The organism is Methylacidimicrobium sp. AP8 (genome assembly GCF_903064525.1).
GTDB lineage: Bacteria > Verrucomicrobiota > Verrucomicrobiia > Methylacidiphilales > Methylacidiphilaceae > Methylacidimicrobium.
This window is the reverse complement of sequence record NZ_LR797830.1, coordinates 455,701-479,731: the sequence shown is the minus strand read 5'-3', so window position 1 is coordinate 479,731 and position 24,031 is coordinate 455,701. Positions and strand designations below refer to the sequence as shown.

The 24,031-nt window shown below is 67.1% G+C and carries 24 protein-coding genes; 10 read left to right on the top strand and 14 right to left on the bottom strand.

The genetic code is table 11. From position 1 onward, the window contains the following. Window positions 1–73: 73 nt before the first annotated feature. Window positions 74–2,878 (bottom strand): excisionase family DNA-binding protein, encoded by a 2,805-nt coding sequence (locus MTHMO_RS02135; protein ID WP_202213323.1) that lies wholly within the window; start codon window positions 2,876–2,878, stop codon window positions 74–76. Window positions 2,879–2,999: 121 nt separating this feature from the next. Further along, on the bottom strand, window positions 3,000–3,380 hold the full coding sequence (locus MTHMO_RS02130; RefSeq protein WP_202213322.1) for a hypothetical protein: 381 nt from the start codon (window positions 3,378–3,380) through the stop codon (window positions 3,000–3,002). A 244-nt stretch (window positions 3,381–3,624) separates the two neighbouring features. Here MTHMO_RS02130 and MTHMO_RS02125 point away from each other — a divergent pair, with 244 nt between their 5' ends. Beyond that, a complete protein-coding gene (locus tag MTHMO_RS02125) occupies window positions 3,625–4,143 on the top strand; it encodes a hypothetical protein (RefSeq protein WP_202213321.1) in 519 nt (172 codons plus the stop codon). 130 nt (window positions 4,144–4,273) lie between these two features. Here the strand turns inward: MTHMO_RS02125 and MTHMO_RS02120 are convergent, their stop codons facing one another. From MTHMO_RS02120 to MTHMO_RS02105, 4 genes are read right to left on the bottom strand one after another with little or no spacing between them, the layout of a single operon-like run. Continuing rightward, a complete protein-coding gene (locus MTHMO_RS02120) occupies window positions 4,274–4,825 on the bottom strand; it encodes a class I SAM-dependent methyltransferase (protein ID WP_202213320.1) in 552 nt (183 codons plus the stop codon). Next, window positions 4,806–6,458, bottom strand: coding sequence for an IS200/IS605 family accessory protein TnpB-related protein (locus tag MTHMO_RS02115; RefSeq protein WP_202213319.1), 1,653 nt, complete (start codon window positions 6,456–6,458; stop codon window positions 4,806–4,808). The genes MTHMO_RS02120 and MTHMO_RS02115 overlap by 20 nt, the downstream gene beginning before the upstream one ends. Then, on the bottom strand, window positions 6,451–6,684 hold the full coding sequence (locus tag MTHMO_RS11190) for a hypothetical protein (protein ID WP_202213318.1): 234 nt from the start codon (window positions 6,682–6,684) through the stop codon (window positions 6,451–6,453). The genes MTHMO_RS02115 and MTHMO_RS11190 overlap by 8 nt, the downstream gene beginning before the upstream one ends. Before the next feature lie 24 nt (window positions 6,685–6,708). Then, window positions 6,709–6,957, bottom strand: a complete 249-nt coding sequence (locus MTHMO_RS02105) for a hypothetical protein (protein ID WP_202213317.1) — start codon at window positions 6,955–6,957, stop codon at window positions 6,709–6,711. 136 nt (window positions 6,958–7,093) lie between these two features. On the opposite strand from MTHMO_RS02105, the gene MTHMO_RS02100 reads away from it, so the two are divergent. The 4 genes from MTHMO_RS02100 to MTHMO_RS02085 all read left to right on the top strand — a co-directional run bounded on the left by MTHMO_RS02100 (window position 7,094) and on the right by MTHMO_RS02085 (window position 11,393). Continuing rightward, window positions 7,094–8,023 (top strand): glycosyltransferase family A protein, encoded by a 930-nt coding sequence (locus MTHMO_RS02100; RefSeq protein WP_202213316.1) that lies wholly within the window; start codon window positions 7,094–7,096, stop codon window positions 8,021–8,023. Further along, entirely contained in the window at window positions 8,020–9,081 is a 1,062-nt protein-coding gene (locus tag MTHMO_RS02095; protein ID WP_202213315.1) for a glycosyltransferase family 2 protein, read from the top strand. The genes MTHMO_RS02100 and MTHMO_RS02095 overlap by 4 nt, the downstream gene beginning before the upstream one ends. 16 nt (window positions 9,082–9,097) lie before the next feature. After that, window positions 9,098–9,727: a YceI family protein gene (locus tag MTHMO_RS02090; RefSeq protein WP_202213314.1), complete on the top strand. Its 630-nt coding sequence runs from the start codon at window positions 9,098–9,100 to the stop codon at window positions 9,725–9,727. A gap of 316 nt (window positions 9,728–10,043) precedes the next feature. Then, entirely contained in the window at window positions 10,044–11,393 is a 1,350-nt protein-coding gene (locus MTHMO_RS02085; RefSeq protein ID WP_202213313.1) for an IS1380 family transposase, read from the top strand. 226 nt (window positions 11,394–11,619) lie between these two features. Here MTHMO_RS02085 and MTHMO_RS02080 read toward each other — a convergent pair whose 3' ends face one another. After that, on the bottom strand, window positions 11,620–13,146 hold the full coding sequence (locus MTHMO_RS02080; RefSeq protein WP_202213312.1) for an aldehyde dehydrogenase family protein: 1,527 nt from the start codon (window positions 13,144–13,146) through the stop codon (window positions 11,620–11,622). Between the two features lie 243 nt (window positions 13,147–13,389). On the opposite strand from MTHMO_RS02080, the gene ppa reads away from it, so the two are divergent. After that, window positions 13,390–13,926 carry an inorganic diphosphatase gene (ppa, locus tag MTHMO_RS02075; protein WP_202213311.1) on the top strand — a complete coding sequence of 179 codons (537 nt, stop codon included), beginning with the start codon at window positions 13,390–13,392 and terminating at the stop codon, window positions 13,924–13,926. Between the two features lie 18 nt (window positions 13,927–13,944). Here ppa and MTHMO_RS02070 read toward each other — a convergent pair whose 3' ends face one another. The 3 genes from MTHMO_RS02070 to MTHMO_RS02060 are packed head-to-tail and all read right to left on the bottom strand — an operon-like array spanning window position 13,945 to window position 16,920. After that, a complete protein-coding gene (locus MTHMO_RS02070; protein ID WP_202213310.1) occupies window positions 13,945–14,358 on the bottom strand; it encodes a hypothetical protein in 414 nt (137 codons plus the stop codon). Between the two features lie 19 nt (window positions 14,359–14,377). Next, on the bottom strand, window positions 14,378–15,238 hold the full coding sequence (locus tag MTHMO_RS02065; protein WP_202213309.1) for a peptidylprolyl isomerase: 861 nt from the start codon (window positions 15,236–15,238) through the stop codon (window positions 14,378–14,380). Window positions 15,239–15,255: 17 nt separating this feature from the next. After that, window positions 15,256–16,920, bottom strand: a complete 1,665-nt coding sequence (locus MTHMO_RS02060) for a ShlB/FhaC/HecB family hemolysin secretion/activation protein (protein ID WP_202213308.1) — start codon at window positions 16,918–16,920, stop codon at window positions 15,256–15,258. 51 nt (window positions 16,921–16,971) lie between these two features. Here MTHMO_RS02060 and MTHMO_RS02055 point away from each other — a divergent pair, with 51 nt between their 5' ends. Both MTHMO_RS02055 and MTHMO_RS11185 read left to right on the top strand, forming a co-directional pair. Further along, the gene (locus tag MTHMO_RS02055) at window positions 16,972–17,298 is read left to right on the top strand and encodes a tetratricopeptide repeat protein (protein ID WP_202213307.1); all 327 of its coding nucleotides are present in this window, start codon (window positions 16,972–16,974) and stop codon (window positions 17,296–17,298) included. Then, window positions 17,220–17,684, top strand: coding sequence for a tetratricopeptide repeat protein (locus MTHMO_RS11185; protein WP_370568355.1), 465 nt, complete (start codon window positions 17,220–17,222; stop codon window positions 17,682–17,684). The genes MTHMO_RS02055 and MTHMO_RS11185 overlap by 79 nt, the downstream gene beginning before the upstream one ends. 30 nt (window positions 17,685–17,714) lie before the next feature. Here MTHMO_RS11185 and MTHMO_RS02045 read toward each other — a convergent pair whose 3' ends face one another. Continuing rightward, the gene (locus MTHMO_RS02045) at window positions 17,715–18,815 is read right to left on the bottom strand and encodes a hypothetical protein (RefSeq protein ID WP_202213306.1); all 1,101 of its coding nucleotides are present in this window, start codon (window positions 18,813–18,815) and stop codon (window positions 17,715–17,717) included. Between the two features lie 885 nt (window positions 18,816–19,700). Here MTHMO_RS02045 and MTHMO_RS02040 point away from each other — a divergent pair. After that, complete coding sequence (locus tag MTHMO_RS02040) at window positions 19,701–20,084, top strand: hypothetical protein (protein WP_202213305.1); 384 nt, start codon at window positions 19,701–19,703, stop codon at window positions 20,082–20,084. 238 nt (window positions 20,085–20,322) lie between these two features. Here MTHMO_RS02040 and MTHMO_RS02035 read toward each other — a convergent pair whose 3' ends face one another. The 3 genes from MTHMO_RS02035 to MTHMO_RS02025 form a co-directional block, all read right to left on the bottom strand. Further along, window positions 20,323–20,703, bottom strand: coding sequence for a glycosyltransferase family 2 protein (locus MTHMO_RS02035; protein WP_202213304.1), 381 nt, complete (start codon window positions 20,701–20,703; stop codon window positions 20,323–20,325). 37 nt (window positions 20,704–20,740) lie between these two features. Further along, on the bottom strand, window positions 20,741–22,510 hold the full coding sequence (locus MTHMO_RS02030; RefSeq protein ID WP_202213303.1) for a glycosyltransferase: 1,770 nt from the start codon (window positions 22,508–22,510) through the stop codon (window positions 20,741–20,743). Between the two features lie 115 nt (window positions 22,511–22,625). Continuing rightward, the gene (locus MTHMO_RS02025) at window positions 22,626–22,925 is read right to left on the bottom strand and encodes a hypothetical protein (RefSeq protein ID WP_202213302.1); all 300 of its coding nucleotides are present in this window, start codon (window positions 22,923–22,925) and stop codon (window positions 22,626–22,628) included. A 58-nt stretch (window positions 22,926–22,983) separates the two neighbouring features. Here MTHMO_RS02025 and MTHMO_RS02020 point away from each other — a divergent pair, with 58 nt between their 5' ends. Further along, window positions 22,984–24,003: a glycosyltransferase family A protein gene (locus MTHMO_RS02020; protein ID WP_202213301.1), complete on the top strand. Its 1,020-nt coding sequence runs from the start codon at window positions 22,984–22,986 to the stop codon at window positions 24,001–24,003. Window positions 24,004–24,031 lie beyond the last annotated feature (28 nt).

The following is a 24,031-nucleotide window of genomic DNA, read 5'->3' as shown; positions in this document are numbered from 1 at the left end:
CTGTAGTAAAGGACTGCCGCCGAGCCGGAAGTAAAGCATTTTTTTGTAAGCAATCCGCGGGAAGCTCCGGAGCTTAGAACTGGTAGCTCAGCGTCCCCTGGATCCAGAACGGCCAGCCGGCCGCGACATAGTCCGAGTTGGAGGCGACGTCGGAGGCCAGCCCGCTGGCGTACGGCAGCCAGTAGACCGAGTTGAGGGTATTCCAAAGATAGACGGTCAGGCTCCAATTGTTCTTCTGGTAGGTAACACTCAGGTTGGTGACGTACTGGGTCGGCACCACTGCGGTATAGTTGTAGAAGAGCGGGTAGCTGCTCATCACCAGGGCCGAGGCGGTCAGCGAAAGGCCGAAGTCGGTCCGGTAGGTGACCATCGCGTTGGCGGTCTGGTTGGGCAGGCCGATCCAGTCGTAGATCCCGGGGATCCCCGACACGTTGACCGGAGCGACGGCCGTCCCGTTGTCGTCGAGCGGCAGGTTGTGCCGGAACGCGTAGCCGGTCGAATAGCTCTGGGTCTGGCTCGGACCATAGGGAAGCGAGGAAAAGTTCCAGGTGCCATGCATATAGGCGTAGCCCGCCCGGAACCACCAGTGACGATCGGGCTGGTAGGTCATGTTGTACTCGAAGCCCTGGAGCAGCCCAGGATTCGGGGGGAAGCCGATCTGGTCCATGTAGAGGTTCTGGTGGAAGAAGGCAAACGACAGATAGAGCTTGTCGTGGAGGAGGCTTAACTTGGCACCCACCTCCCCGAGCTCGTTGAGCAGATGCATCTCCTGCGAAGTCTGCGTCGGAACGAAGCCCCCCATGTCGGCCGCCGCGGTCACATACTCGTAGTTGAAGTTCCCGTAGAGGCTCAGCCACGGAAAGGGCTTGTAGACCGGCCCGATCGAGAAGAGCGGGTCGATCATCGAGGTCTGGAGCTGGGTGGAGAGCATCGGCGGCGTTCCCGGAGGCGTCTGGGCATTGATGAGGTAGGTCGTCGCCCGAAGCCCGTACTGGAGGCTCAGCTTCTCGCCGAAGTTGATGACATGCTGCCAGAACGGGGCCAGCGCCCAGTACTGCGAGTCGGTCGTGCCGGTGGTCCCGTTGAGCGGCTCGAAGTAGTAGCCGGCCGGACCGTTGGGAATCGGCCACTCTCCGCCTCCCGGCGCATTCGGATTCATGATCGCCGCCTGGAAATAGGGAGTGTTCCGGACATCCCAGAGCATCGGGTTCTGAGCCAGGCTGAACATGTTGGGCGCATTGATCAGCATGGTCGAAACGTAGTCCTGGTTCCGCTGGTAGACCCATTCGAAGCCGGTATCGACGTTGTGCGAGATCGCAAAAGGAGCCTTTTCTCCCTGCCCGGACCCGCTCCCGCCGACGGGGGTGTCGAAGGCAAGCCGGCACTCGGTCCGGTTGTCCACCTCGTAGTCGCCCATCACCGCCTCGTCGTAAAGGTAGGAGGGGTTCAACGCATCGTGGCGGGTATACCAGACCAGCGTGTTGTTGACCAGATCGAACCCCTCGTCGACGTGGACCTTCTGGATGAGCTGGGTCATCCCCTGATAGCCCGTCTGCTGCGCATAGGGGCTCATCAAAAGCTGCCGCCGGTTGACCGGGCCCAAGCCGACCCCGTAGGTGCCGAACCCCACGGGGGAGGGTGCCACCGGCGCCCCCGGGTTCGCCGCCCAGTAGTTTTGAAAGTAGGGAACGCTTCCCCACTGGGAAGGCGGGAGCGCGCCGAGATAGTCGAGCGAGCCTCCGCTCTGGAAGAGGGCGTTGGTCGGCCGGTTGAAGCCCGCGTAGCCGATCGGGGAGAAGGAGGCGAAGTCGGCATCGACGTAGAGGTCGGCCGAGTAGTTGTCGACCGGCTTCCAGCCGAGGGCTAGGTAGACGTTCTGCTGGTCGTTGTGGACCGTCTGGTACCAGCTCCCGCTCTCGATCCCCATGTAGCTCAGCCGGTAGGCGAGCTTGTGCTCCTTGTCGATCGGCCCGCCCATCTCCCCGCCCCACATGTATTGCTGGTACATGCCCATCGAGCCCCAGGCGTTGCCCCGGAACTTGTCGAAGTAGGGCTGCTTGGTGACGTAGTTGACATAGCCCGAGGATTCCTGCCCGGCGCCGAAGACCGCGTTTCCGGGCCCCTCGACCATGTCGACCGACTCGACCATGTTCCAGTTCCACGGGAGCCCCGAGTTGACCATCTCGACGTTCATCACGCTCATCGCCATCCCGTTGATGAACGGCAGGGCGGCATCTCCACGGATATACGGGGACGGGGAGATCCAGGCATCGACTCCGCCGAAGGCCGTCGGGTTGATCATCGCAAAGCTGATCGGGTTCACGTAGCCGCCCTGCGCGTTGATCCCCGCCTCCTCCATGAGGGTCTTGTTGATCGGCGTGACCTGCCGGGGGATGTCCATCACATCCATCGGCATCCCGTAGACCGAGTCGGTGGGTGCCGCGGTCGGCAGCATCTGGGGGACGTCGTAGGCCGCTTTCACCGTGACCGGCGCCATGGTCGACTCGGGCGCCCGCTCCGGCAAGGCCGCGGCCGCCTTTGTCCCGGACCCTCCGGAAGCACCCGAAACGTCGGCGGGCGGATCGACCTCGGGCGGGAGCTGCGCCCAAAGCGGACCGTGGACGAGCAGCCAGAAGCCCAGGACCGCGGCAAGACACCGCCCGCCCTTGGAGCCCCTCCGGCCCGGCGGTCGACCGGCCGACTCCCCTACCCGGTTGCCGTCGATCAGCCGATCGACCGACTCCGCGAAGACCCGCAGCGATCCGGGTCCTACCCTTGTTCCTTCCAGCCGCCCCTCGCCCACCCAGCGGTAGACCGTCCAGCGGCTTACACTCAGCATCCGCGCAGCCTCATCAGGCCGCAGCAATTTCTTGTGCACACTCCCTCCCCAGGGTTGAAAAGTTGACGTTCGCGTTCCTAGCGCCGGAACCCGGAGCGGCCCAAGGCCTACGCGAGCCCGGAATCGTCCCGGCGCAGGCCGGCCGCGGCCGGCGCCCTAGCTACGCCAGACGCCGGGGAGGGGGGGAATGGGGACGGTCCGCGCGGCTCGCCGGACAAAAGCGGTCGAGCGGCGGCCTCTCCGGAGAGAGAAGCAGCGGGGGAAGAACGGAAGCCGCGGAGAGGCAAAAGAACCCGAGCTCGTCCCGGGACCGCTCGGTCCGCGAGCTCTGATGCTCCTTGCTCTTTTCTTTGACGACCTTCTTGCAGATCGGGCAGGGATGCTTCCCGTCGAAGGTCATCGCAAAGCCGGTCTCCACCCCGTAGCTGTGCGCATAGCGGAGGAGCATCCCGGCCCAGGCGGCCCCCTGCCAGAAGAGCCAGTGGCCCCCGGCGAGGTGGCAGGCCGCCAGGAAGGCGAGCAGGATCCCCGTTTTTCTCACCAAGCGGAGTCGTTACACGAATCGCCGCCTTCTGTCAACGGCTTTTCGGGTTTTTTCTTACCGGATTCCCAAGCAAAGCCGCTCGAGCCCGTCCTCCGCTGCCCCCGGGCGCACCCGAAAAGACGGCGGCTTTGCTCTTATCATAAGCTATGCGCATACTTTTTTTTCTTGCCTATAGCAAAAGCTATCATAATGTATGGCACATAATTAACCCTGTATGCGGTTCGCTTATAAAGGAGTAACGATGATTGCCCAATACGACACGACCAAAACGACAACCGAAGCCGCCACGGCTCTGCCGAAGCCCCGGCGGGACCTTCGGCCCGGCGGACCGGCCGTACGGCTGACGCAGTGGCTCTGGCTGGCGGCCTTGACCCTGCTGCTGGTTTCGCTGCCGGCCGCGGCCGCCTTCTTCTACGATCTCTTCCGCTGGCCCGGCGCGGACGGGACCTTCGTGCAGCGGTGGGTCACCGAGGGCTATCCCCGCAGCCTGGCGGTCCTGGCGGTGTTGGTCGAGGCGAGCTTTGCCTACGTGCTCCTCGCCCGGCGCGCGATCCGCTGGCCCTATCTTCTCCTTCCGGCCTTCGTCGGCCTGGCGTGGATCGGGCAGCTTGCCGTCGTGCTGGCCACTCCGGGGCATCCCGCGCTCACCCCGGTTCTGGCCCTGAAGACCGCAGCGGCGGCTCCGGCCATAGCTCTCCTCTTCGCGATCCCGCCGTGGATCGCGGAGGGGCGCGACCGGGACGAGGCCGAGCGCGCCTAAAATTTGGGTTGTGCCATATCCCGTGAAGGGCGGACTCCCGGTCCGCCCTTCTGCTTTCTTAGGCCCCGGCCGGAGGGCGGCCGGCCCGCCCCCCGCAGCTACCCGCCTCCTTTCCGGAAGAACCTCCGCGTCAACCAAAACCGGAGGCCCTTCGGTTCCCCGGATCCGGAGCAACGGTGCTCGTTCGCCTGGCCCAATGCCTCCCAGAGCCGTTCCAAGGCCTGCCACCGGGACTCAGGGGAGAGCGAGCAGGTCGCGCACCGACGGCTCGGGATTTTGCCCCACGGCCACCACTCCCAAGCCGAACCCGTTGCGCACGACACGGGAGGGATACTCTCTTGGAGACCTCCTCCCAGAGCCTCCAGACGCCGAAACCCTCCCGCCGGACGGCGACGTCGTGGAGCAGGACCACCCCCCGGACGCTGACGCGGGGGAGCCACGAGCAGAAGTCCCGGCGGACCGCTTGGTAGGAGTGGAGGCCGTCGATGTGCAAAAGGTCGATCGATCCCTTGGCAAAGCGCGGGAGGGCCTCTTCGAAGCTCTCCCGCAGCAGCCGGGAAAAGCCGCCGTATCGGGGGTCGTGGTGCCGTCGCAGATCCTCGAGCACTTCGCTCCCGTACTCCCCCGCCTGCTCGTCTCCGCGCCAATGGTCGATGCCGTTCCTAAAACCATAGACAACCATTCCCCTGCCAGGGGAGATCGTCCAGGACGTCGGCCGAACAGTGTTGCCGACGGTTCGCGTGCCGGGGTTTCGCCGGCAAAGCCCGGGTAGCGCCCAATGCCCGCGATTTCGGGGACAGAGGCGCGGGAGGCAAGCGATTGCCTCCCGACCGGGCATGCGCTGCATGCGCCGCTTTGAGCCCCTTCCGAACGTCCGCCCAGAACGACCATACATGCTTCGCCCGATTCCTCGCGGGTAGGGCGAAGGTGACATGGCCGCCATTGCGGGTCGGCACGACCGCCTCCCGCACGGACGGGCGCTCGGATAGGCCCAATCCTCTCCGGGCGACGGCGTAGGCCGCGCCCTGGTGAGAACCGATGCCATGACGGCGCGCGTGGTTGACCGCGCCGATCACGGAAGTGTAGGCCGGGTCGACTTCGATCACCTCGACTCCGGCGCGAAAGGAAGCCGCCTTGAGCATGGAGATCGTCTTGGCGTAGGCGAAGGAAGAGAGCGAGCGAGCCCGGACGCCATCGACCGCCTCCAGCTCGGCCCTCCGCTTGCGAAGATCCAATCGCTCGATCACGAGCGGCTTGCCCGATTCGGCGCAGGCCCGGGCGATCTGCCGGCACGCATCGCCGATTCTGGCTTTCGCTTGCTCCTCGCTCTTCCCATAGAGATGCAATCCGATCCGGCGGATTCCCACGAGATTCCCGAAGCGATCCGTTTCGGCCAAGGCAAGATGATCCGGGTTGATGTCAACGCCGATCGCTCCGGCAAGGCGGCGTGTCACCAGGGCAACCGGTTGCGCCTCGACGCTTGCGAATACCCGCCACCCCTTCCGGTCCCGCACGAAGCGGTAGCTCACGGCAGCTCCCTCCCGCTTGCGGAAGAGCTTCCCCGTCTTGGTTTGTGCGGTCACGACCCGGCCGGCGGAGAGGGCCTGGAGGATTTCCTCCTGGCCGTAGGCCAAGCGCACGCCCTCGAGCACCAGGTGTTTGCTCGTGCTTCCCAATCCGTTCGGCAGCCGCAACCGCAGCCGCAGGCTGCCGTCCGGAGCGACTGCGGCTTGGCAGGACTGGTTGCCCGATGTCTCGTCCTTCGATCCGAGCACGAAGAACTGGCTGCTCCGCTCCGACTGCCAATCCTTCTTCCATGCGGCATGGTCCGCATAGCCGTTCTCTTCCAGGGCAAACTGCTTGCGGAAGAGGCGTCGGGAACCGAAACAGAGCCGGACCCGGCCGGACTCCTGATCGGCCAGAAGCGCCTCGAGCTTCGCCCGCAGGACGGCAAGCCGCCGCTTTTTCTGGTGCACGACATTCGATCCCGGCTTCTTCTCCTCCAGCCGGCCGACCGCCTCTTCCGCTTTCCGGATCCGCCATTTGGCTTCCTCGATCAACTCGGGCCGCCTTTCCCGGATCGAGGCGATCTTGCCCTCAAGCTCGACCCGAATGGCGTTGAACTGCCGGGCGGTGAGGCCGAATCGGCGCAGAAACGACCGCTTGAGCTCGTTCAGGGGAACGCCCGCCCGCATCCTGGCGAAAAGAGTCCGCTGCGCCCGCCCGTAGAGCGCCGCATAGGCGTCAAGACACGAAGTCTGCTCATGCGTCAACCTCAACCGGGTCTGGTAGGTGAAAACAGGAAGCTTACTCATGGATCGCTTTGAGCGCCTTCTCGGCGCGGTTCCGGGCGGATCGCTTCCCGTAAAGCCTGGCACACATCGAAACGATGACCTCGTGCAGGTCGCGCACGATGTCATCGGTCCTCTCGTTTCCTGTCGGCAACTGCTCGACCGGGACGGGCAAACGCCCCTCCTTCCACATCCGCCAAGCCGTCTTGTAGCAGACGCCCTGCCGCTTGGCCCAGACACTCAACTTCACTCGGACATACTGCCATTAAACTTGCTATGTGTCCATATATTTTTTAGCTGCTGGCAACCCCAGCATTCGCCGGCCAGCCCGAGCGCGGCGACCGCCTGGCAGAAAGGCGCAGTAGGAGTCCCCGTAATGGACGCCCAGCTCGACCACCCGTCGGGGCCGAAGCAGGTCGACCAGCAGAAAGGCGAAGGGAACATGGAGGTGCCAGGCGGCCACCCGGCTCCAGCGGGCGGGCTGCGCGAAGACGATCGGGTGGTCGAGCAGGTCGAATCCCATGGCCGTTACCGATGATAGAAGGGCCGGATCCCGCTTGTCGACAGCCCGCGGTCCTTTCCGGCCGCGGGAGGCGCCGCCGGAGCGGCCCTCCTCCTTTCTTGACTCTTTTCCCCCCGATCCGGCAGGCTTCGTTGCGGTGGCTCCTCCTCTCGTCTCCATCGGCATCCCCGCGCATAACGGCGCCGGCACGGCGGCGGCCGCCGTCGCGAGCGCCCTCGCCCAATCCCACCCCGAGAAGGAAGTCCTGGTCGTCGACGACGGATCGACCGACCGGACCCGGGAGGTCCTCGAGCCCTTTCTGCCCCGGATCCGGCTCCTGGCCCAGACCAACCGGGGGCGGGCCGCCGCACGCAATGCGCTCCTGGAAGCCGCCCGGGGCGAGTGGATCCAGTGGCTTGACCAGGACGACCTCCTCCTTCCGGCGAAGATCGCCACCCAGCTCTCCGAGACCGGCGGCGGAGCCGGTGCCGAGGTCCTCTACAGCCCCTGCCTCCTCGACGAAGGCACCGGAGAGCTCCGCGCCCAAGCCCCTTGCCCGGAAAGGGACCTGCTCCGCAGCTGGTTTGCGGGAGAGCTGCCGCAGACCGGCGGCTACCTCTGGCGGCGCGAGGCCGTCCGCCGCCTCGGCGGCTGGAGCGACCTCGCCCCTCTTTTCGACGACTACGAGCTTGTCGGCCGCGCTCTCCGCCGCGGCCTCCGCTTCCGTCTCGCCCCTTCCCTGGGGGCCGTTTGGCGGATCCGGCGCGGGCCCGCCTCCGCGGAACGGACCCGGGACTTCGCCCGCCAAAAGGCGGCCGTATTAGAAGAGATGGCCCGCTGGCTCGACCAATCCGGAGGCTGGACTCCCCGCCTCCGGGCCGCGGCCGGCGAGGCGTTTTTCCTCGCCGCCCGCTGGCTGGCCCGCGGCGGAGCCCCCGGACAAGCCGAGCGCTTCTTCGCCGAGGCTTCCGCCCGCGGCTGGATGCGCCCGCCGCGCAGCCCCCTCTACCGCATCCTCCTGGGCGGGCTCGGCTTCTCCCGGGCCGAACGTTTTTCGGCGGCCCTCCGCCGGCTCTCCCCCGCATGACCGCCCCCCTCGTCACGATCGGGATTCCCGCCTACAACCGGGAGGAGTGGATCGCCCAGGCGGTCGAAAGCGCTCTTGCCCAGAGCTGGCCGCACAAGGAAGTCCTCGTGGCCGACGACGGCTCGACCGACCGGACCCGGGAGGTCCTCGCGGGCTTCGGCGACCGGATTACCGTGATCTCCCTCCCGGGCAATTCGGGCCCATCCGGCGCCCGCAACGCGATCCTCGCGGCCGCCCGCGGGGAGTGGATCCAGTGGCTGGACAGCGACGACTACCTCCTGCCCGAGAAGATCGAGACCCAGCTCCGCGAGGGCCGAGGGGAGCCCGCCGACGTGCTGGTCTCCCCTTCCCTGATCGAGCAATGGGGGCGCGACGGCCCGGCTCCGCCTTGGACCGCCCGCCTCCCCGATCACCCGGACCCCTTCTACCTCTGGCTCGCCTTCTGGTTTCCCCAAATCGGAGCCCAACTCTGGCGCCGGGAGGCCCTGATCCGCATCGGAGGGTGGAGCCCGCTCCACCTGGCCGAAGACTACGAGCTCTACGCCCGCGCCCTGCAGAAGGGGCTTCGCTTCCGGTTCACGCCGTCCGCCGGCGCCGTCTACCGGATGGGCCGGAGCTCCTCGCTGACCTCCTCCAAGCTCCGCGAGTTCCTGGACGCCCATAACCGCGCGACCGAGGCGATGCTCGCCTGGCTCGTCAACCAGGGGCGGCTGACGCCCAAGCTCGCCGAGGCGGCCGGCATCGGCTTCTTCCAGCGGCTGGGGGCCTACAAGCAGTTCGATCCGGCCGAGGCCGACCGGCAGCTGGCCCGCTACGGCGAGTGGATCTGGCCGGTCCTCCCCTCCCGGGACCGGCGGCTTCTCCGACTCGGCCTCTCCTACGCCCAGGCCGCCCGGATCAAGCGCCTCGGCAAGCCCTGGATGGCCCGGCTGGAAGGCTTCTTCCGCTCCTTGCGCCGGAAGCCGGCCCCGCCGGCTCCCTCCGCTGAAGCCCAAGAGACCGGCGACGGAAAACTCGCTTTCCAAACCCGCGGAAAAGCCGCATGCTCTACCCGCTAGCCCTTGACTCTCCCGCATGCGTTTCCGCCGGCCGATCTCCCTCCTTTTCCTCGGGCTCCTGTTGCTCCCCCCTCTCCCGCTCTCCGCCGCCCTCTACCAGGTCGACCCCGCCGGCAGCAAGATCGAGGTCCTCGTGATCCCCGGCGGGCTCTTCGGCGTCTTCGGCCATGACCACGAGATTCTCTCCCGGAAGCTTAGCGGGACGATCTCCTACGACGCCCCGTCGCACCGCTTGCTGGGGGCCGAGATCCGCCTTCCCGCCGCCTCCTTGACGGTCGTCGATCCGGAGGCCATCCCCCGGGATCGGAAGGAAGTCCAGGCGATCATGCGCGGCCCGCGGGTGCTCGACGCCGCCCGCTACCCCGAAATCCGCTTCAGCTCGACCGGGGCCGCTCCGGCCCCCGTGCCTTCCCGGATCCTGGTCAGCGGCGACCTCACCCTGCACGGCGCCTCCCGGCGCATCTCCTTCCCGGTCCGGCTGGCCCCTTCCCCCGGGGAGCTCGAGGCGACCGGCACGGTCAAAGTGCGCCAGAGCGACTTCGGCATCGTGCCGATCCGCTTCGCGGGGGGCGCGATGCGGCTCAAGGACCAGGTCGAGATCCACTTCACGGTCCTTGCCCGCGAAAAGCCCCCGGTCGAGCCCTAGCCGCCATTTCTCACAAATTCCGTAGCCGAGGCGCCGCAAATGGGCTTGGGTGCGAGGCGGGTGCAGGTTTTCCACCGGAGCTGTATGAAGACATACTGCGAGGATGGAAAACCAAGCGGGAGCGAAGCAGACGAGCCCGTTTTGCAAGCCGTAGGAGAAAGCTTGTGAGAAATGGCCGCTAGCCCCGATTTCTCACCAATGGCAGGCATAGCGGAAGGCAAAAAATCCGGCAAAAGGGCATAGGAAAGGCCGTCTTTCCCTGGTATAAGTGCGTTAAGAAGACGTTACTACAACCAGGAAAAAGAAACGGCCTTCCATGACAGAGTGTAGCCAAGAGACTTTTGCGTTTACAGATCATTTTTCGCGACGGGTGGAAGCGGGATTTACCGCGGGTCGGATCTCCAGCGATGGGGGCGCAATTCTGTTGCGGGAAGCGGATCGGAAGATCGGTTTGTTAAGACGGTTAGAGGGTTGCTTCGTGGATCGACGCCATCCGAAACGCATTGTGCATCGGGTACGGGAGATGCTTGCCCAGCGCATTTTCGGGATTGCGATGGGCTACGAAGACCTCAACGACCATGAGCAGTTGCGGACCGATCCGTTGGTTGCTCTCCTGAGCGGGAAAAGCGATCTGGAAGAGGATCTGGCGGGCAAGAGCACGCTCAACCGGCTGGAACTGGTGGGTCGAAGCGAGCGCTACCACAAGATCGACTACTCGGCCGAAGCGATCGACCGTCTTCTGGTCGATCTCTACCTCCAATCGCATCCCCAGCCCCCTGAGGAGGTGGTGCTCGATCTGGATGCGACCGACATCCCCCTTTACGGACATCAGCCGGAGCGCTTCTTCCATGGTTACTACGACTCCTACTGCTATTTGCCGCTCTACATCTTTGCTGGCGATCAACTCCTTGGCGTCCGGCTTCGGCCATCGAACCAGGATGCGTCGGCGGGCTCCCTTACGGAGGTGAGCCGGATCGTGGAACAACTCCGTACCCGTTGGCCCGGAGTCCGGATCGTGCTCCGGGCCGATTCGGGCTTCTGCCGGGAAGAGATCATGGCTTGGTGCGAAGCCAATCAAGTCGACTACCTCTTCGGCTTGGCGCGCAACGAGCGCTTGTGCCGGACCATTCAGGGGTCGATGGAGCAAGCCCGTCGTCTGCACGAGTCGAGTGGCAAGCCGGCCCGCTTCTTTACCGAGTTTGCCTACCGCACCTTGAGCAGCTGGTCGAGGGAGCGCCGGGTGGTCGCCAAAGCCGAGTACCTGGAAAGAGGGGAGAATCCGCGCTTTGTCGTGACCTCTCTCTCCACCGAGGAGTGGCCCGCCCAAAACCTTTACGAGAAGCTCTACTGTGCTCGTGGCGACATGGAGAATCGGATCAAGGAACAACTCCACCTCTTTGCCGACCGGCTCTCGACCGCGCAAATGGCCAGCAACCAACTTCGCCTCTACTTCTCGGCTCTTGCTTACACCCTGGTCGAAGCGCTGCGACGGCTCGGTCTGCGAGGAACGGACTGGGCCGAGGCCCAGGTCGACACCCTACGGCTCAAGCTCTTTAAGATCGGCACGCTGGTCCGAGTCAGCGTCCGCCGCGTCTTCCTCTCGATGAGCAGCGCCTATCCTTGGAAGAGCCTCTTTACCCACGTCTTCCGAGTGCTGCGTTGCTGAGCAGGTATCAAAACCCCACCTCTTCTCCTTCCGCAAAGCCTACGATCGGGCGGAGCCTTGCTCCACAACCGGCTTTTTGCGCTTTGCAGCGCTCGCGTTAAGGCAAATCGAATGAAAATCTTGCTCGATCCTGCCTCACGAAGAGCTCTGCGCGGCCGGAACTGCTCGCAAGCGACTCAACCGGCACCTCTCTCGCGCGAAAGCTCGTACTGGTGAGAAATGGGGGCTAGATGCGCACGCAGACCGACTTGAGCTCGGTGTAGTTCTCCAGCACCGCGTGGCCCATCTCCCGCCCCCAGCCCGACTGCTTGTAGCCCCCGAAGGGCAAGGCGGCGTCGAAGACGTTGTAGCAGTTGATCCAGACCGTGCCCGCCCGCAGCCGGCCCGCCAGCCGGTGGGCCTTGCGTATGTCCCGGGTCCAGATCCCCGCGGCCAAGCCGTAGATCGAGTCGTTGGCCGCTGCCGGGATCTCCTCCTCCGTCCGGAAGGAGCTTGCGCAGACCACCGGCCCGAAGATCTCCTCCCGGACGATCCGCATCTCGGGCCGGACGTCGGTGAAGAGGGTCGGCGGCACGAAGTAGCCCCGCTCCAGGCCTTGCAAGGGGGCCGAGCGCGCCCGGGCGCCCTCTTCGGCTCCGATCCGGATGTATCCCCGGACCCGGTCGTACTGCTCCCGGGAGACCAGCGGCCCCATCTCCGTGTCGAGCGCCATCCCCGGCCCCAGCCGGATCTTCTCGGCTTCCTTGGCGATCCGCTCGGTCAGCTCTTCGGCCACCGGCGCCTCCACGAAGAGCCGGCTGCCCGCGCAGCAGCACTGGCCGTGGTTGAAAAAGATCGCCATCGCCGCCCCGGCCGCCGCCTCCTCGAGGTCGGCGTCGGCGAAGATGATGTTGGGCGACTTGCCGCCGAGCTCCAGCGTCACCTTCTTGAGGTTTCCCGCCGCCGCCCGCACGATGAGCTTGCCCACCTCCGTCGACCCGGTGAAGGCCACCTTGTCGACGTCGGGATGCGCAGCCAGGGCCGCCCCTGCCGTCTCCCCGAAGCCGGGCAGGATGTTGACCACCCCGTCGGGGAAGCCGACCTCCTGGATCAGCTCCCCCAGCCGCAAGGCCGAAAGAGGGGTCTGCTCCGCCGGCTTGAGCACGACTGTGCAGCCGCAGGCGAGCGCGGGGCCGAGCTTCCAGGCCGCCATCAACAGCGGGAAGTTCCAGGGGATGATCTGCCCGACGACCCCGACCGGCTCCCGCACCGTGTAGGCCAGGAAGCTTTCCGGCTGCGCCAGCCCCAAGGGAATCGTGTTCCCCTCGATCTTGGTCGCCCAGCCAGCCATGTAGCGGAAGAGATCGATCGCCAGCGGCAGGTCCGCCGCCCGGGCGACGGCCAGCGGCTTTCCGTTGTCGAGGGTCTCCAGCTGCGCCAGCTCCTCCAGGTGCTCTTCGACCCGGTCCGCGAGCTTCCAGAGCAGCTTCCCCCGCTCCGCGGGCGCCATCCGGGCCCAGGGGCCCGAGCTGAAGGCCGCCCGTGCCGCCCGGACCGCCCGGTCGACGTCCTCGGCATCCGCCTCGGCCACCCGGGCGAGCGTCTCCTCGGTCGCCGGGTTGACGGTGGCGAAGGTCTTGCCGGAAGCCGCATCGACCCATTTTCCTCCGATGAGGAGCCGCTTGGGACTCCGCAAAAACTCCTCTACCCGCGGGTGGATCGGGACCAGGTTCGTCTTTGCATTCGGCACCGTCTCTTGCGTCGCTGTGGCCATCGGGTTCTCCTTGGTGGAATGATGCGTGGATCAGATTAGCGCCGAGGCGGCGATCCTGGCAACCCCGCTCTCGTCCTCTCCTCGGGCAACGGGCACCTCCTTCCGCCCCCTTCCCTTCCGCCTCCCGTCCGATTTCCGTACCCCGAGCTCGACACCGCGGCCGATCCATGGACAATGGCCGACCGGTCTCGAATCGAAGTCGGTTCGATGCTTCCCGGAACCAGCCCACACAGAAGGTTTTTGATGGATATTTCCCGCATTCCGGTCGGTGCCAATCCGCCCCACGAGATCAACGCGATCATCGAGATCCCGCAGGGGGGAGTGCCGGTCAAGTACGAGATCGACAAGAAGTCGGGTGCGATGTTCGTCGACCGCTTCCTCCACACGGCCATGTACTACCCGGCCAACTACGGCTTCATCCCCCACACCCTATCGGAGGACGGGGATCCGGTCGACTGCCTGGTGGTTTCCCAGACGCCGGTCTGGCCCGGCGTGGTCATTCCCGCCCGGCCGATCGGCGCCCTCCTCATGGAGGACGAGCACGGCATCGACGAGAAGATCATCGCGGTCCCGATCGACAAGCTCCATCCCTTCTACACGCGGGTGACCAGCTACCGGGACCTGCCGGGGATCTTCCTCGAGACCGTCGCCCACTTCTTCGAGCACTACAAGGACCTCGAAAAGCAGAAGTGGGTGAAGCTCCTCCGCTGGGCGGAGCCCGCCGAGGCGGTCGACCTGATCCGCTCCGGAATCGAGCGGGCCCAAAAAGCCGCCGGGTGAGCTCCCGGCCTGCGCGGCCTAGCGCGCCCCGGGGGAAAACCGGATCGCCGTGGCCCGGAACCGGGGGATCATCTGCATGCCGGGATTGACCGTGTACATCCCGCCGCCCGGGTTCATGACCAGGGGGTTCCCGATCGGCTGGCTCCGGTCCTCCACGATGATCGCCTCCGCCCCGAGCTCCCGCGCCTTTTCCACCATGGCCTCCCAGAGCTGGGTCCGGGGCGTCTCCGGGGTCCCGCCGGCCTCCAGGACCGCGATCTTCTCGTACCGGCCCTCGGGAGCCTTCCGGTAGATCTGGACGTAGCGGGTCGGCACGTACCGGGCGGCCGTCAGGCGGCGCACCGCGACCACGTCCTGGTGGACGCAGCCGCCGAGGCAGAGGAGCAGGACCAGCAGGCCCCGGCCCCGATACTTTCCCTTTGCTGCACCCATGGGAGGAGAAGCGGCCGACTCACCGGGCCGCCGCCACGGGCTCCGCTTGCACGGGCGGCAGAAAGACCTCGATCCGGGCGCCGGCGGCCAGCTGCTGCACCAGCTGCTGGGCCGACTCCTGCTGGAGCTGCTGCTCCAGCGAGGCCTTGGCTTCCTCGAAGGTCGGCACCTTCGCCGGGCGGGCCTCCAGCAGCTGGATCACCTCCCAGCCGCCGCTCGAGAGGATCGGCCCCCCGATCTGCCCCGGCTTGAGCCGCTCCACCAGGGCGAGCAGGGAGCTCGAAAGGGTCCGCGCGTTCTGCCAGCCGATCTCCCCTCCCCGCTCGGCCGTCGCCTTCTCCAGGGATCCCCGCGCCAGAATCGAGAAGTTGGCCCCTTGCCGCAGCCAGTCGAGCAGCATCGCCGCCTCCCTCCGCGTCCCTACCACGATGTGGCGGAGCCGGTACTCCCTCGGCGGAACCAGGGCCGCCGCCTGGGCGTAGCGGCGGCGCAGCTCCTCCTCGGTCCACTTCCTGCGCTCCAGGTGGTGCTTGAGCGCGGCGTTCACCAGGATCTTCCGGGTCGCCTCCGCGACGGCCGCCTTGACCTCGGCCGACTTCTCCAGCTCTTGGCGGTAGGCCTCCTGGACCAGGAGCTCTTCTTGGACCAGGGCGTTGAGAACGTTCCGCTCCGCCTCGGGGCCGCCGCTCCCGGGCCCCAGGCCCGCTAGGGCCTTTTCGACCTCCGAGCGCCGGATCTCGACCCCGTTGACCGAGGCGACGACCGGGTCGGCCGCGGGCTCCTCCGCGGCGAGCAGCAAGCCCGGCCCCGCCGCCAGGAAGAGCGCCCAGGCACAGGCGCGGGAGCGGATCCTCCGCGCAATCGAGGGCTCGCTCGCCATGCGGCCCATTGCAGCAGCTAGAAGTTCTGCCGCAAGACAAAAAGCACCGCGACCCGCCCTCCCCGAAAGTAACCGTGTGGGTTGTCGGTCGGGCCGATCATCGGCGCGTCGATCGGCAGGGCCGCCATCGCGCTGACCGTCGTTCCGTACCGGTGGACCATGTCGAGCCCCAGCCCGACGTCGCTCAAAAAGTGCCAAGCCGGCCCGGGAGCCGCATCCGAGCTGAAGCGGGCCCCGCCGGTTTCCGCGAAGAGCTGCGCGGTGATCCGAAGCCCCCAGGCCTCGGCCGGAGGAGCGATGAGGGCCGCGCGGCTAATGTAGCCGGTGTCGCCGTAGAGGACCCCGGGATACCAGGCCGCGAGGTTCCCCATGCCCCCCAGCACGAAGTATTCCATGATCGGCAGCGTGTTTTGGGCGATCTGCCCGTAGGTGCTAAAGGCCAGCTGCATCCCTTCGGGGAGGCTCTGGGTGTACTGGAAGCTCCCCCGGTAGTAGGTGAAGTAGGGGGTCGGCACCCCCGGCCCTTCGAGCGGGGCTCCCTCCAGCCCGGAAAAGCCGCCGAGCCGCGTCCCCCGCACCCCGTAGACGGTGCCCCCGACCTGCCCGGGGAGCCCGAAGGCGCGGAAGCTCTGGCTGACGGTCGTTCCGAGCTGAGCCGTGCCGTAATCCTGGGTGAGCAGCCGGATGGCGCCCTGGAAGACGTCCTCGGTGAAGCGGGTCGAGGTCAGCCGCTCGTTCATCGTCCACCGGAAGCTCTCGCTGGCGTAGACCGTCTGCTGCCCGCTGACCTGCCAGCTCTGGAGGTTCACCTCCGGATAGAGCGGAGCGGTCACCTCCCCGAAGGCCGACTGCATGTTGGTGAAGTTCACCCCGTAGACGCCCCAGGGGGTTGCCCAGGAAAGGCCTCCGTTTTCCATCTGGAACTGGCCTCCCTCGGTATACGGGTTGAGGCCGTCCCAGCCGTTGGTGAACCCGCCGGTGATCTCCAGGCCGTAGCCCGGCCGGTAGGCGACCGCCGCATCGCTGAGGTAGCGCGCCGAAAACCGGTTCCCGTAGTCGCCGAAGCCCACCGAGGCGTTCCAGGGGTTGGGCCGATTGAGCGGGTTGGGGGCGAAGGCATCGATCGGCCGGGTCTCCACCTCCATCACCGAGCTGGCGAAATCCGGCCCCGGGCTGAAGCTCACCTTCGGCCGCTCCTGCTGGCGGGCGGCGTAGGCTTCCGCGTCGACCGTCCGGCGGATGACGTCGCTGGTCTTCACCGAGGGCCGGTTCGTGAGCCCTCCGTAGAACCACCGCAGGGAGGGGACGACCCGCGCTTCGGTGATCTTCCCTTGGATCACCTCGAGATCCACCCGCCCCCGGCCGGCCGCCGCCCGGACCGAAACCAGGAAGTAGCCCGCTCTCTGGTAGGCCTCCTTGAGCCGGGCGACCGCGTCCTCGGCACCCTTGACGCCCCGGAGGACCTCGGCGATCCTGCCGGCCGAGAAGAGCGTGTTCCCCGTGACCACGTACCGGATCCCCCCGCTCTCCACGACGATCGGCTTCGCGGCCAGCGAAGCGGGATCGACCGGAACGACCTCCTGCCTCTCGGCAACCCCCTCGATGGGAGCGGTCTCCGGCAATACCGCCAGGAGAAGCGGAAGGAGGAGGATCATGGCCGCGAAGCTCCGACTATTGGCCACCCTCGTTTTTCCCTGGCAAGCCCAAAGGAACTCCGAGTAGCCTCCCTAGCCGTGGACCGCCTCCTCCTGCTGCTGGCCTTCCTCGCGTTCTGCCTCCCGCCGGCGGCCGCCGACCCGTCCGCCGCGCCCGCTCCGCAGTCAAGCCTCGCCCGCCTCCGGGAGCGGGCGCAGGCGATGCCCCGGTCGGTCGAAGCCTGGAGCTCGCTCGGCGAGGCCCTCCTCGAGGCCGGCAGGCCGGCCGAGGCGATTCCGGCCTTCCGCAAGGCCGCCGCCCTCGCCCCCGCCGCGGCGAGGCTTGGCTGCGCCTCGGCCGCGCCTACGCCGCAGCCGGCTACCGGAAGCTGGCCCTGGCGGCCTACCAGCGCGCGACGCGGCTGAGCCCGGCCGACCCGGCGGCCTGGCTCGCGCTCGGCGCCGAGGAGGAGCACCTGGGCCGCCACGCCGAGGCCCTCCCCGCCTTCGAAACCGCCTGCCGGCTCGCCCCGGAAAGCTCCTCCTGGTTCCGCCTCGGGGTCGTCTATGGGGAGCTCGACCGGTTCGCGGAAGCCGCAGCGGCCTACCGGAAGGCGCTCGCGGACCGGCCGGGCAATGCCGAGGCCTGGAACAACCTAGGAGTCGCCTACGAAAAGCTCGGCCGGCTCCGCGAGGCGCGCGAGGCCTACAGCAAGGCCTTCCTCTTCCAGCCCCACAACCCCACGATCCTCGAGAACCTCGCCCGCGTCAGCGCCCGGCTGGGGCCTCCCCGGCCCGCCTCCCGGCCGTGACGCGGCCCTTCTCTCCGGCTCACGCCCGGCCTACCGGCCGTGGCCCCTCGGATGGACCGGCGGGGAGACGGAGAGGATCGTCCCGTTGTTGACGACTCCGCCGTAAGCCAGCAAGCCCGCGGTGTTCCCCTGGAAGCTCACCTTGCCGCCCGTTACGCTCGTGTCCAGGACCCCCAAGATCGTCCCGTTGTTGGTGAGCGTCCCGGTCCACTGCAGGTAGGGGACCAGGTTCCCGGTGCTGCTGGTCAGGACCCCGTCGTTGACCAGGTTCCCGTTGGCCAAGACCACGGTCCCCACCGAGGGCTTCGCCCCGTTGGGACCGCTCAGGCTCAGGTTATACGGGTGCGCCTCGGTGCCGAGGCGGAGGGTCACCGTCGTCAAGCCGGCCGCCGAAGGCGTCGCGGAGCCGATGCCGTCCTGCGGAACAAAGCGGCCGGCCGCAAAGACCCCGCCGACCCCGCCGTCGACCGTCACGTTGGTCCCGGGCTTGAAGTAGTGCGCAGCCCCGTTGGGAACCGGCGCCACGTTGACCGCGCCCGAGCCGGCCAGGAAGATCGAGCGTCCGGGTCCCCCGGCGGCCACCAGGTCGCCCGCCACCTGCAAGGGACCGGAGGCGGCGAAGCTCACCGGCAGCCGCCCGTCGGCAGCGAAGGCCTTCTCGTTGACCGTGGCGGCCACCAGACCCAGCCCGGCGGGTGCCACGATCCTGGCGCCGGGTCCTACCGTGATCCCGTTCGCATTGGCCACGAAAGTCGGGATGTTGGTCGCCATCATGCCGAGGATCTGGGAGGGATTGCCGCTCACGTCGACGTTGAGCAGGGAAGCCCCGGCTCCCCCCGTGATCGCCAGATGAGCGTCGCTGCCGATGTTGAAGCCTCCGGGCTGATGGGTTCCGATCGTCCCCCCGGTTGTCCCCCAGTTGATGACGGTGTCGGCCGCGGTCACCCGGATATGCCCGCTGCCTCCCGCCCCGTAGCTCCCGGTCGCGACCGCCCCTCCGGAAACGACCGTTCCATGCCCGGGAAGCTGCATGGGCCCGACGACCGTCGCCCGGGCCGATCCGAGAGCCAGCCCTCCCCAGCCCGCCGCCAGCAGCAGGGCCCACCGATAGCCGTTTGCCTTCCTCTTCATCTTTCTCGCTTCCTCCTTTTTCTCCCCCTCCCGCGACGCCTTGCGCCCGAGCGCAAGCCCCCGCAGGAGATGCTTGTGCACCCGCATACCCGAAGGGAGCCGGCAAGTCAAGCCCCCGCCGCCCTTGGCCTTCTGCCTTCTTCCCGAGCAGCCGATGCCCCCCGCCGTTTCGCGGCGCAGGGCCTCTGAGAGCTCCTGAAAGCTCCTTGCCAACTCCGGCCGATCTCCCCGGTTTGGGCTTCCCGGCAGCCTGTCGGACTTTCCTTTTCCCTCTGGAATAGGGTAGAAGAGCGCATGGCTGAGCGATTTGCGACGGTGGATCGGATCGCGCTGACGGTTTTGCCCGAGGCCTGCGGGATTGGGTGGACGAGGACGACTTGGTGCATTCTTTCGGGTCGACGCACGCCGGACGGGGGACCGGCAGTATCCGCCGTCGATGCCGCTCTCGCTTTTGATATTGCTACGCCAACGGAATCTTTTCCGAGCCGGAGGGTCGAGGCGGCGGCCGCGGCGAGGTGTGGCGGTGCGTGATCTTTGTGCGAACAACCCATCCGGATCCCGAGGCGATCTGCCGGTTTCGGCGGGAGAATCTTGGAAAAAGCGGAGGAAGCGGATCCGGCCAAGCTGCCTGCGGAGATCGGTCGGTGGCAGCGGCTCCCGGCAAAAGCGAGAGGAAGCGCAACGCCGCCTGGAGGAAGGCGCCAAGGAGCAAGCGGAGCAGGAGCATGCCGATTCCGAGCGGAAGGGAAAAGAGGGAGCAGCCCGCAAGGGGAGTGCCAAAGGGCGGCATATCGAGCCTCCGGAGGAGAAGCCCGGGGCGGAGGAGCAAGGCAACCTGACCGAGCCCTTGAGCCGGCGGATGCGCACGAGCCGGAAACGAAGCCTTTGCGCAGAGCTATTCATGCGCAGGCGGCCGTGGATGCGGAAGGGAGTGCCTTGGTGCTTTCGGCTCGGGTCAGTGTGTGCGCCAACGATACCGGCGAGCGGGAAGCCGGCCCGCGGGCTATTCCTACGGAAGCCGCTCGGGTCCGTGCGGTGCTGGTGGACAGGCGGGATATGGCCATGGCGAAGAGGTCGAGGCTCTGCAGGCGAAGGGAATCGAAGTCTACTGTCCCTTGCGGGCCGAAGCTCGGGAATGCCGCCGGCGGTACGAGTTCCCGCCCGCCGATCGTCGACGGGAGAAGCCCGTGGAGGCGCAAGCGGGTTGAGAAGCTGGCCAGCCCGGAAGGCCGCCGCCTCCATACTCAAGGCAAGCAGGCGGTCGATTAGGTCCAGGGGAGCCTCGAAGCGATGAGCACGGAGGATCTGCGCCGGTCTTCCATTGAAACGATCCACCATGCTACTGGTGCCGGGCGTTTTCGGCTGGCCAGGCCATGCTCGACAGTGCTTGACGGATCGCGTCGAACTCATGGGTTCCAGTAGCATCGTTGGGGTTTCCCTGCTGATCGGCCGGGACCCCTGCACGCTCCCTCCGGGGGGAATCCGAGCTGCTTCGCATCCCCGCCGCTCACCCCCTCCACGGCCGCCCGACCCGCGGCGGCCAGGCCAGGGCGTACCCCTCTTCCAGGCTCAAGTTCGGGTTGTAGGCCGGATCCCATTCGATCCACTCTGGCCACTTCAATCGAAAGCGCTCCCGATCCTCCGTAGATTCCTCAGGGGAATCCTCGAGGCGCACGAGTTCGGCATAAGGAGTATACACGATCCGGTAGCCCTTTTCCCGCAGCCGCAGGCAGTAGTCGATGTCCCACAGATCCCGGCCATACCCTTGGTCGAATCCCCCGCACTCCTCCCAAACCGCCCGCCGCGTCGTCAGGCAGGCCGCGCTCACCGCCGACGGATTCCGGATCAGGACCGCTTGCCCCACATAGCCGGTCGACCCCCGCTCCACCCCCGGAATGCGGCTGCGGCCGCTCCACCCGGCCCGATCACGACCCCCGCCTCGGCCACCGTGCCGTCGGGGCCAGGATCCGCGCTCCCACCGCCCCCACCTCGGGCCGGACCGCCTGGCTCACAAGCTCCGCAAGCCAATCCTCCCCCTTGGGCTCCGCCGGAGCCTCCAGGAAGACCAGGATCTCCCCCTTCGCCTGCCGCGCCGCCCAGTTCCAAAGGGAGGGGCCGGCCAGTCCCGCCGGCGGAGCCAAGAAGCGCACCCCTTCTTTGCCCTCATCGTCCTCATTCGGGCAACTCGGGCTGCCGGCAACCACGAGCAATTCCAATTCCGGGCAATCCGCCTGCTTCCGAATCCTCTCGATCGATCGTCCCAGAGCTTCCGCCGTCGTTCCCGCCCTGAGCAAGAGGCTGACGCGGACATTCTCCGGGAGACTCCTGCGCACCCGATAGGCCCAGCGAATCGGCGTAAAGAGGACTTCCGCCCGTTCGCCGACTCTCTGAAGATGATCCCCGATCGCCCGCCGCGCCGCCTCATAGGCGTAGGGCTTCGCCTCCTGCCGGGCCGCGCCCGAGGAGGCGATCGCCCGCCAGTGGTAGAGCACCCGGGGGATGTGGCGGATCTGCCGGGGCTCCAAGCGCTCCACGAAGCGCAGCGCCAAGTCGTAATCCTGGCTCCCGTCGAACCCTTCCCGAAACCCTCCCAGGGAGCGTAAAAGGTCCGACCGATAGACTCCCAAGTGGTTGATGCAGTTTTGGGAAAGCAGCAGGTCGTAGCAGAAGTCGGGCTTGAAATAGGGCTCGAAGCGGCGGCCCTCCTCGTCGATCTTGTCTTCGTCCGAGTAGATCAGCGCAGCCTCCGGATGGCGCAGGATCTCCCGCACCACCATATAAAGCGCCTCCTCGGGCAACTCGTCGTCATGATCCAAGAGGACGATCCACTCCCCCCGCGCCAGTTCGAGCGCGCTGTTGGAGGCGGCGGAAATCCCCCCATTTTCCCCGCGGAAAACGACCCGGATCCGGGGGTCCTTCTCCCGATTCCTTTCTAACAAGGGCCGGATGTGGGCAGCCGTCGATCCATCGTCGGCGATGCAGAGCTCCCAATCCGGATAGAGCTGCTCCCGCACCGAGTCGATGGCCCGCTGGAGCCACTTCGCCGGGCTATTGAACACCGGCATGACGATCGAAAGCAGCGGCCTTCGGGGAAACCGCTCGATCTCCCTGCGAATCGCCTCCCGATCCGCCCCGTCGAGTTGCTGGTAGGCCGCGATCCAGCTCGCGTAGGCTTCCGATGCCATGGTCCCAAAGGCTCGCCATTCGGTATCTTCCCGGCACGCCGGGATCGGTTGCTTCCGCAACCCCATCCGATAGAGGATATGCCTCCGCCTTCGCCGGAAAGCGCTCTCGGCCCGGCGCAACTGCTGCATCGCCGCCTCCATGCGAAGGGCGGCCTTCGGACCGCCTACCCGGCCCACGGCAGCCGCCAAGCCCTTTTTGGGGGCCATCTTTTCCAGGAGATCCCAAGCACGCAGCCTCACCGCGATCCCTTGCGCCAGATCCGGGGACATCTCCCGCAAGAGACGATAAAGACGCTCTCGCTCCGCGGACACGGCCGGTGTTGCGGACGCCAAGAGAAACGCCCAGGCCAAAGCCGCCGCCCACTCGGCCTGCGCCGGCTCTCCCTCCGACTCCGGGCAGCCGACGCCCGCTTCTGCCCCAAGCCCGATTCTCCGTCGCACGAATCCTGTCTTGGGATCGCGCAGGAAAGAGCGCAGCGCCTTGGCGGACCAGAGAACGGGAGCGACCAAGGGAAAGTGGCTCCCCAGACGAGCGACATAGCTCAGCGGCTCCTTCCCGGGATCGACGACCGGAGCGTCCTCCCCCGCCCCGAGCCGATAGGGGGAGCAGAGAAGATCCCTTCCCCTAAGCTTCGCCCCTTCCCGGAGCTGCTCCTCGATCTTGGAGGGGGAGAGCCGCTCTCCCGCCCGCAGCCACTGGATCCACTCCCCCGGGCCGCCCGGACCAGCGCCGCCCGGGGATCCTCCCCGCCGCCCACCGGAATCCGCCGCCAGCCCGCGCTTCCGGGCTCCTCCGGGCCCTCCCCGGCCCGGCGACCAGGATCTCCTTCCTCGCCCAGCTCTGCCCGCGGGCCTCCGCGACGAGCCTCTCCTCTTCCTCCCCGCTCGCCGGCGAGACGACGGCGATGGTGACCAGGGGCTCCATAGACGAGGGAGTTATTGCCGGGATCCTGGGCTCGGCGCTACCCTTTTCCGTTCCGCCGATGAGCAACTCCTTCCCCCTGGTCACCATCGGGATCCCCGCCTACAACTCGGGCCCGTGGATCGTCCCCGCCATCGAGAGCGCCCTAGGGCAGAGCTGGCCGAACAAGGAGGTGCTGGTCCTCGACGACGGCTCAAGCGACCGGACCGTCCAACGCCTTGCCGCCTTCGGCGACCGCCTCCGGCTTCTCCAGGCCCGCACGGGCCGGAGTAGCCTCGCCCGTCAGCTCCTCCTCGAAGCCTCCTCCGGCGAGTGGGTCCAGTGGCTCGACCACGACGACTACCTCCTACCCGAAAAGATCGCCACCCAGATCGCCGAGGCCGGCAGCCTCGCCGAGGCCGACGTCCTCTTTTCCCCCTTTCTTCTCGAGCGATGGAGCAACGGAAGCGTCCAATCCTGCGAGCGCCAGCCGCTCGACGATCCCCGGGATCTCCCCCGGACCTGGCTCTCCTCGCAGTTTCCCCAAAACGGCGCCCTCCTCTGGCGCCGGGAGAAGCTCCTGGCCTTGGGCGGCTGGAAGGATCTTCCCGTCGACTATTACGACGACTACCAGATCTACTGGCGGGCCATCCGAGCGGGCTTACGCTTCCGCTACACCCCCACCCCCGGGGCAGTCTACCGGGTCTGCCACGAGCCGAGCCTCACCTCCTCCAACATCCCCGAAGCCCTCCGCTGGCGCGCTTCGATGGTCCGGGAGGCCGCCAAGGAACTCCAGGCTATGGACCAATGGACGCGTCCGCGCCGCGAGGCGGCCCAGGCCGAATACGCCCGGATCCTCCGAGTGCTCGACCGGTTGGCCCCGCAGTCGGTCGAGCCGCTCTCCCGCGAGGCCCGACTTTCCGATCTCTGGAGCGAGCGGGCGCTCGCCGAAGCGGCCGAGCCGCATGTCCGCTGGCTCGTCCGCTTTCTCGGCTTCCGCCGGGCGTGCCGCGTCCGTCGCCTCGTTCGCTCCTGCGGCCAAGCCGTGCGCCGCGCGCGGAAGGGGGCCCTGGATCCTCGCTCGCCCGCGGATGGCTCGTAGTCCCGCGGGGGCGCCGAGGCGCTCGGCG

Coding starts and splice junctions, on each gene's coding strand:
- MTHMO_RS02080 (WP_202213312.1), bottom strand. CDS start 13,146: ATGGCCACAGCGACGCAAGAGACGGTGCCGAATGCAAAGACGAACCTG.
- MTHMO_RS02065 (WP_202213309.1), bottom strand. CDS start 15,238: ATGGCGAGCGAGCCCTCGATTGCGCGGAGGATCCGCTCCCGCGCCTGT.
- MTHMO_RS02105 (WP_202213317.1), bottom strand. CDS start 6,957: ATGGGATTCGACCTGCTCGACCACCCGATCGTCTTCGCGCAGCCCGCC.
- MTHMO_RS02020 (WP_202213301.1), top strand. CDS start 22,984: ATGAGCAACTCCTTCCCCCTGGTCACCATCGGGATCCCCGCCTACAAC.
- MTHMO_RS02115 (WP_202213319.1), bottom strand. CDS start 6,458: ATGAGTAAGCTTCCTGTTTTCACCTACCAGACCCGGTTGAGGTTGACG.
- MTHMO_RS02095 (WP_202213315.1), top strand. CDS start 8,020: ATGACCGCCCCCCTCGTCACGATCGGGATTCCCGCCTACAACCGGGAG.
- MTHMO_RS02120 (WP_202213320.1), bottom strand. CDS start 4,825: ATGGTTGTCTATGGTTTTAGGAACGGCATCGACCATTGGCGCGGAGAC.
- MTHMO_RS02090 (WP_202213314.1), top strand. CDS start 9,098: ATGCGTTTCCGCCGGCCGATCTCCCTCCTTTTCCTCGGGCTCCTGTTG.
- MTHMO_RS02070 (WP_202213310.1), bottom strand. CDS start 14,358: ATGGGTGCAGCAAAGGGAAAGTATCGGGGCCGGGGCCTGCTGGTCCTG.
- MTHMO_RS02125 (WP_202213321.1), top strand. CDS start 3,625: ATGATTGCCCAATACGACACGACCAAAACGACAACCGAAGCCGCCACG.
- MTHMO_RS02025 (WP_202213302.1), bottom strand. CDS start 22,925: ATGGAGCCCCTGGTCACCATCGCCGTCGTCTCGCCGGCGAGCGGGGAG.
- MTHMO_RS02085 (WP_202213313.1), top strand. CDS start 10,044: ATGACAGAGTGTAGCCAAGAGACTTTTGCGTTTACAGATCATTTTTCG.
- ppa (WP_202213311.1), top strand. CDS start 13,390: ATGGATATTTCCCGCATTCCGGTCGGTGCCAATCCGCCCCACGAGATC.
- MTHMO_RS02045 (WP_202213306.1), bottom strand. CDS start 18,815: ATGAAGAGGAAGGCAAACGGCTATCGGTGGGCCCTGCTGCTGGCGGCG.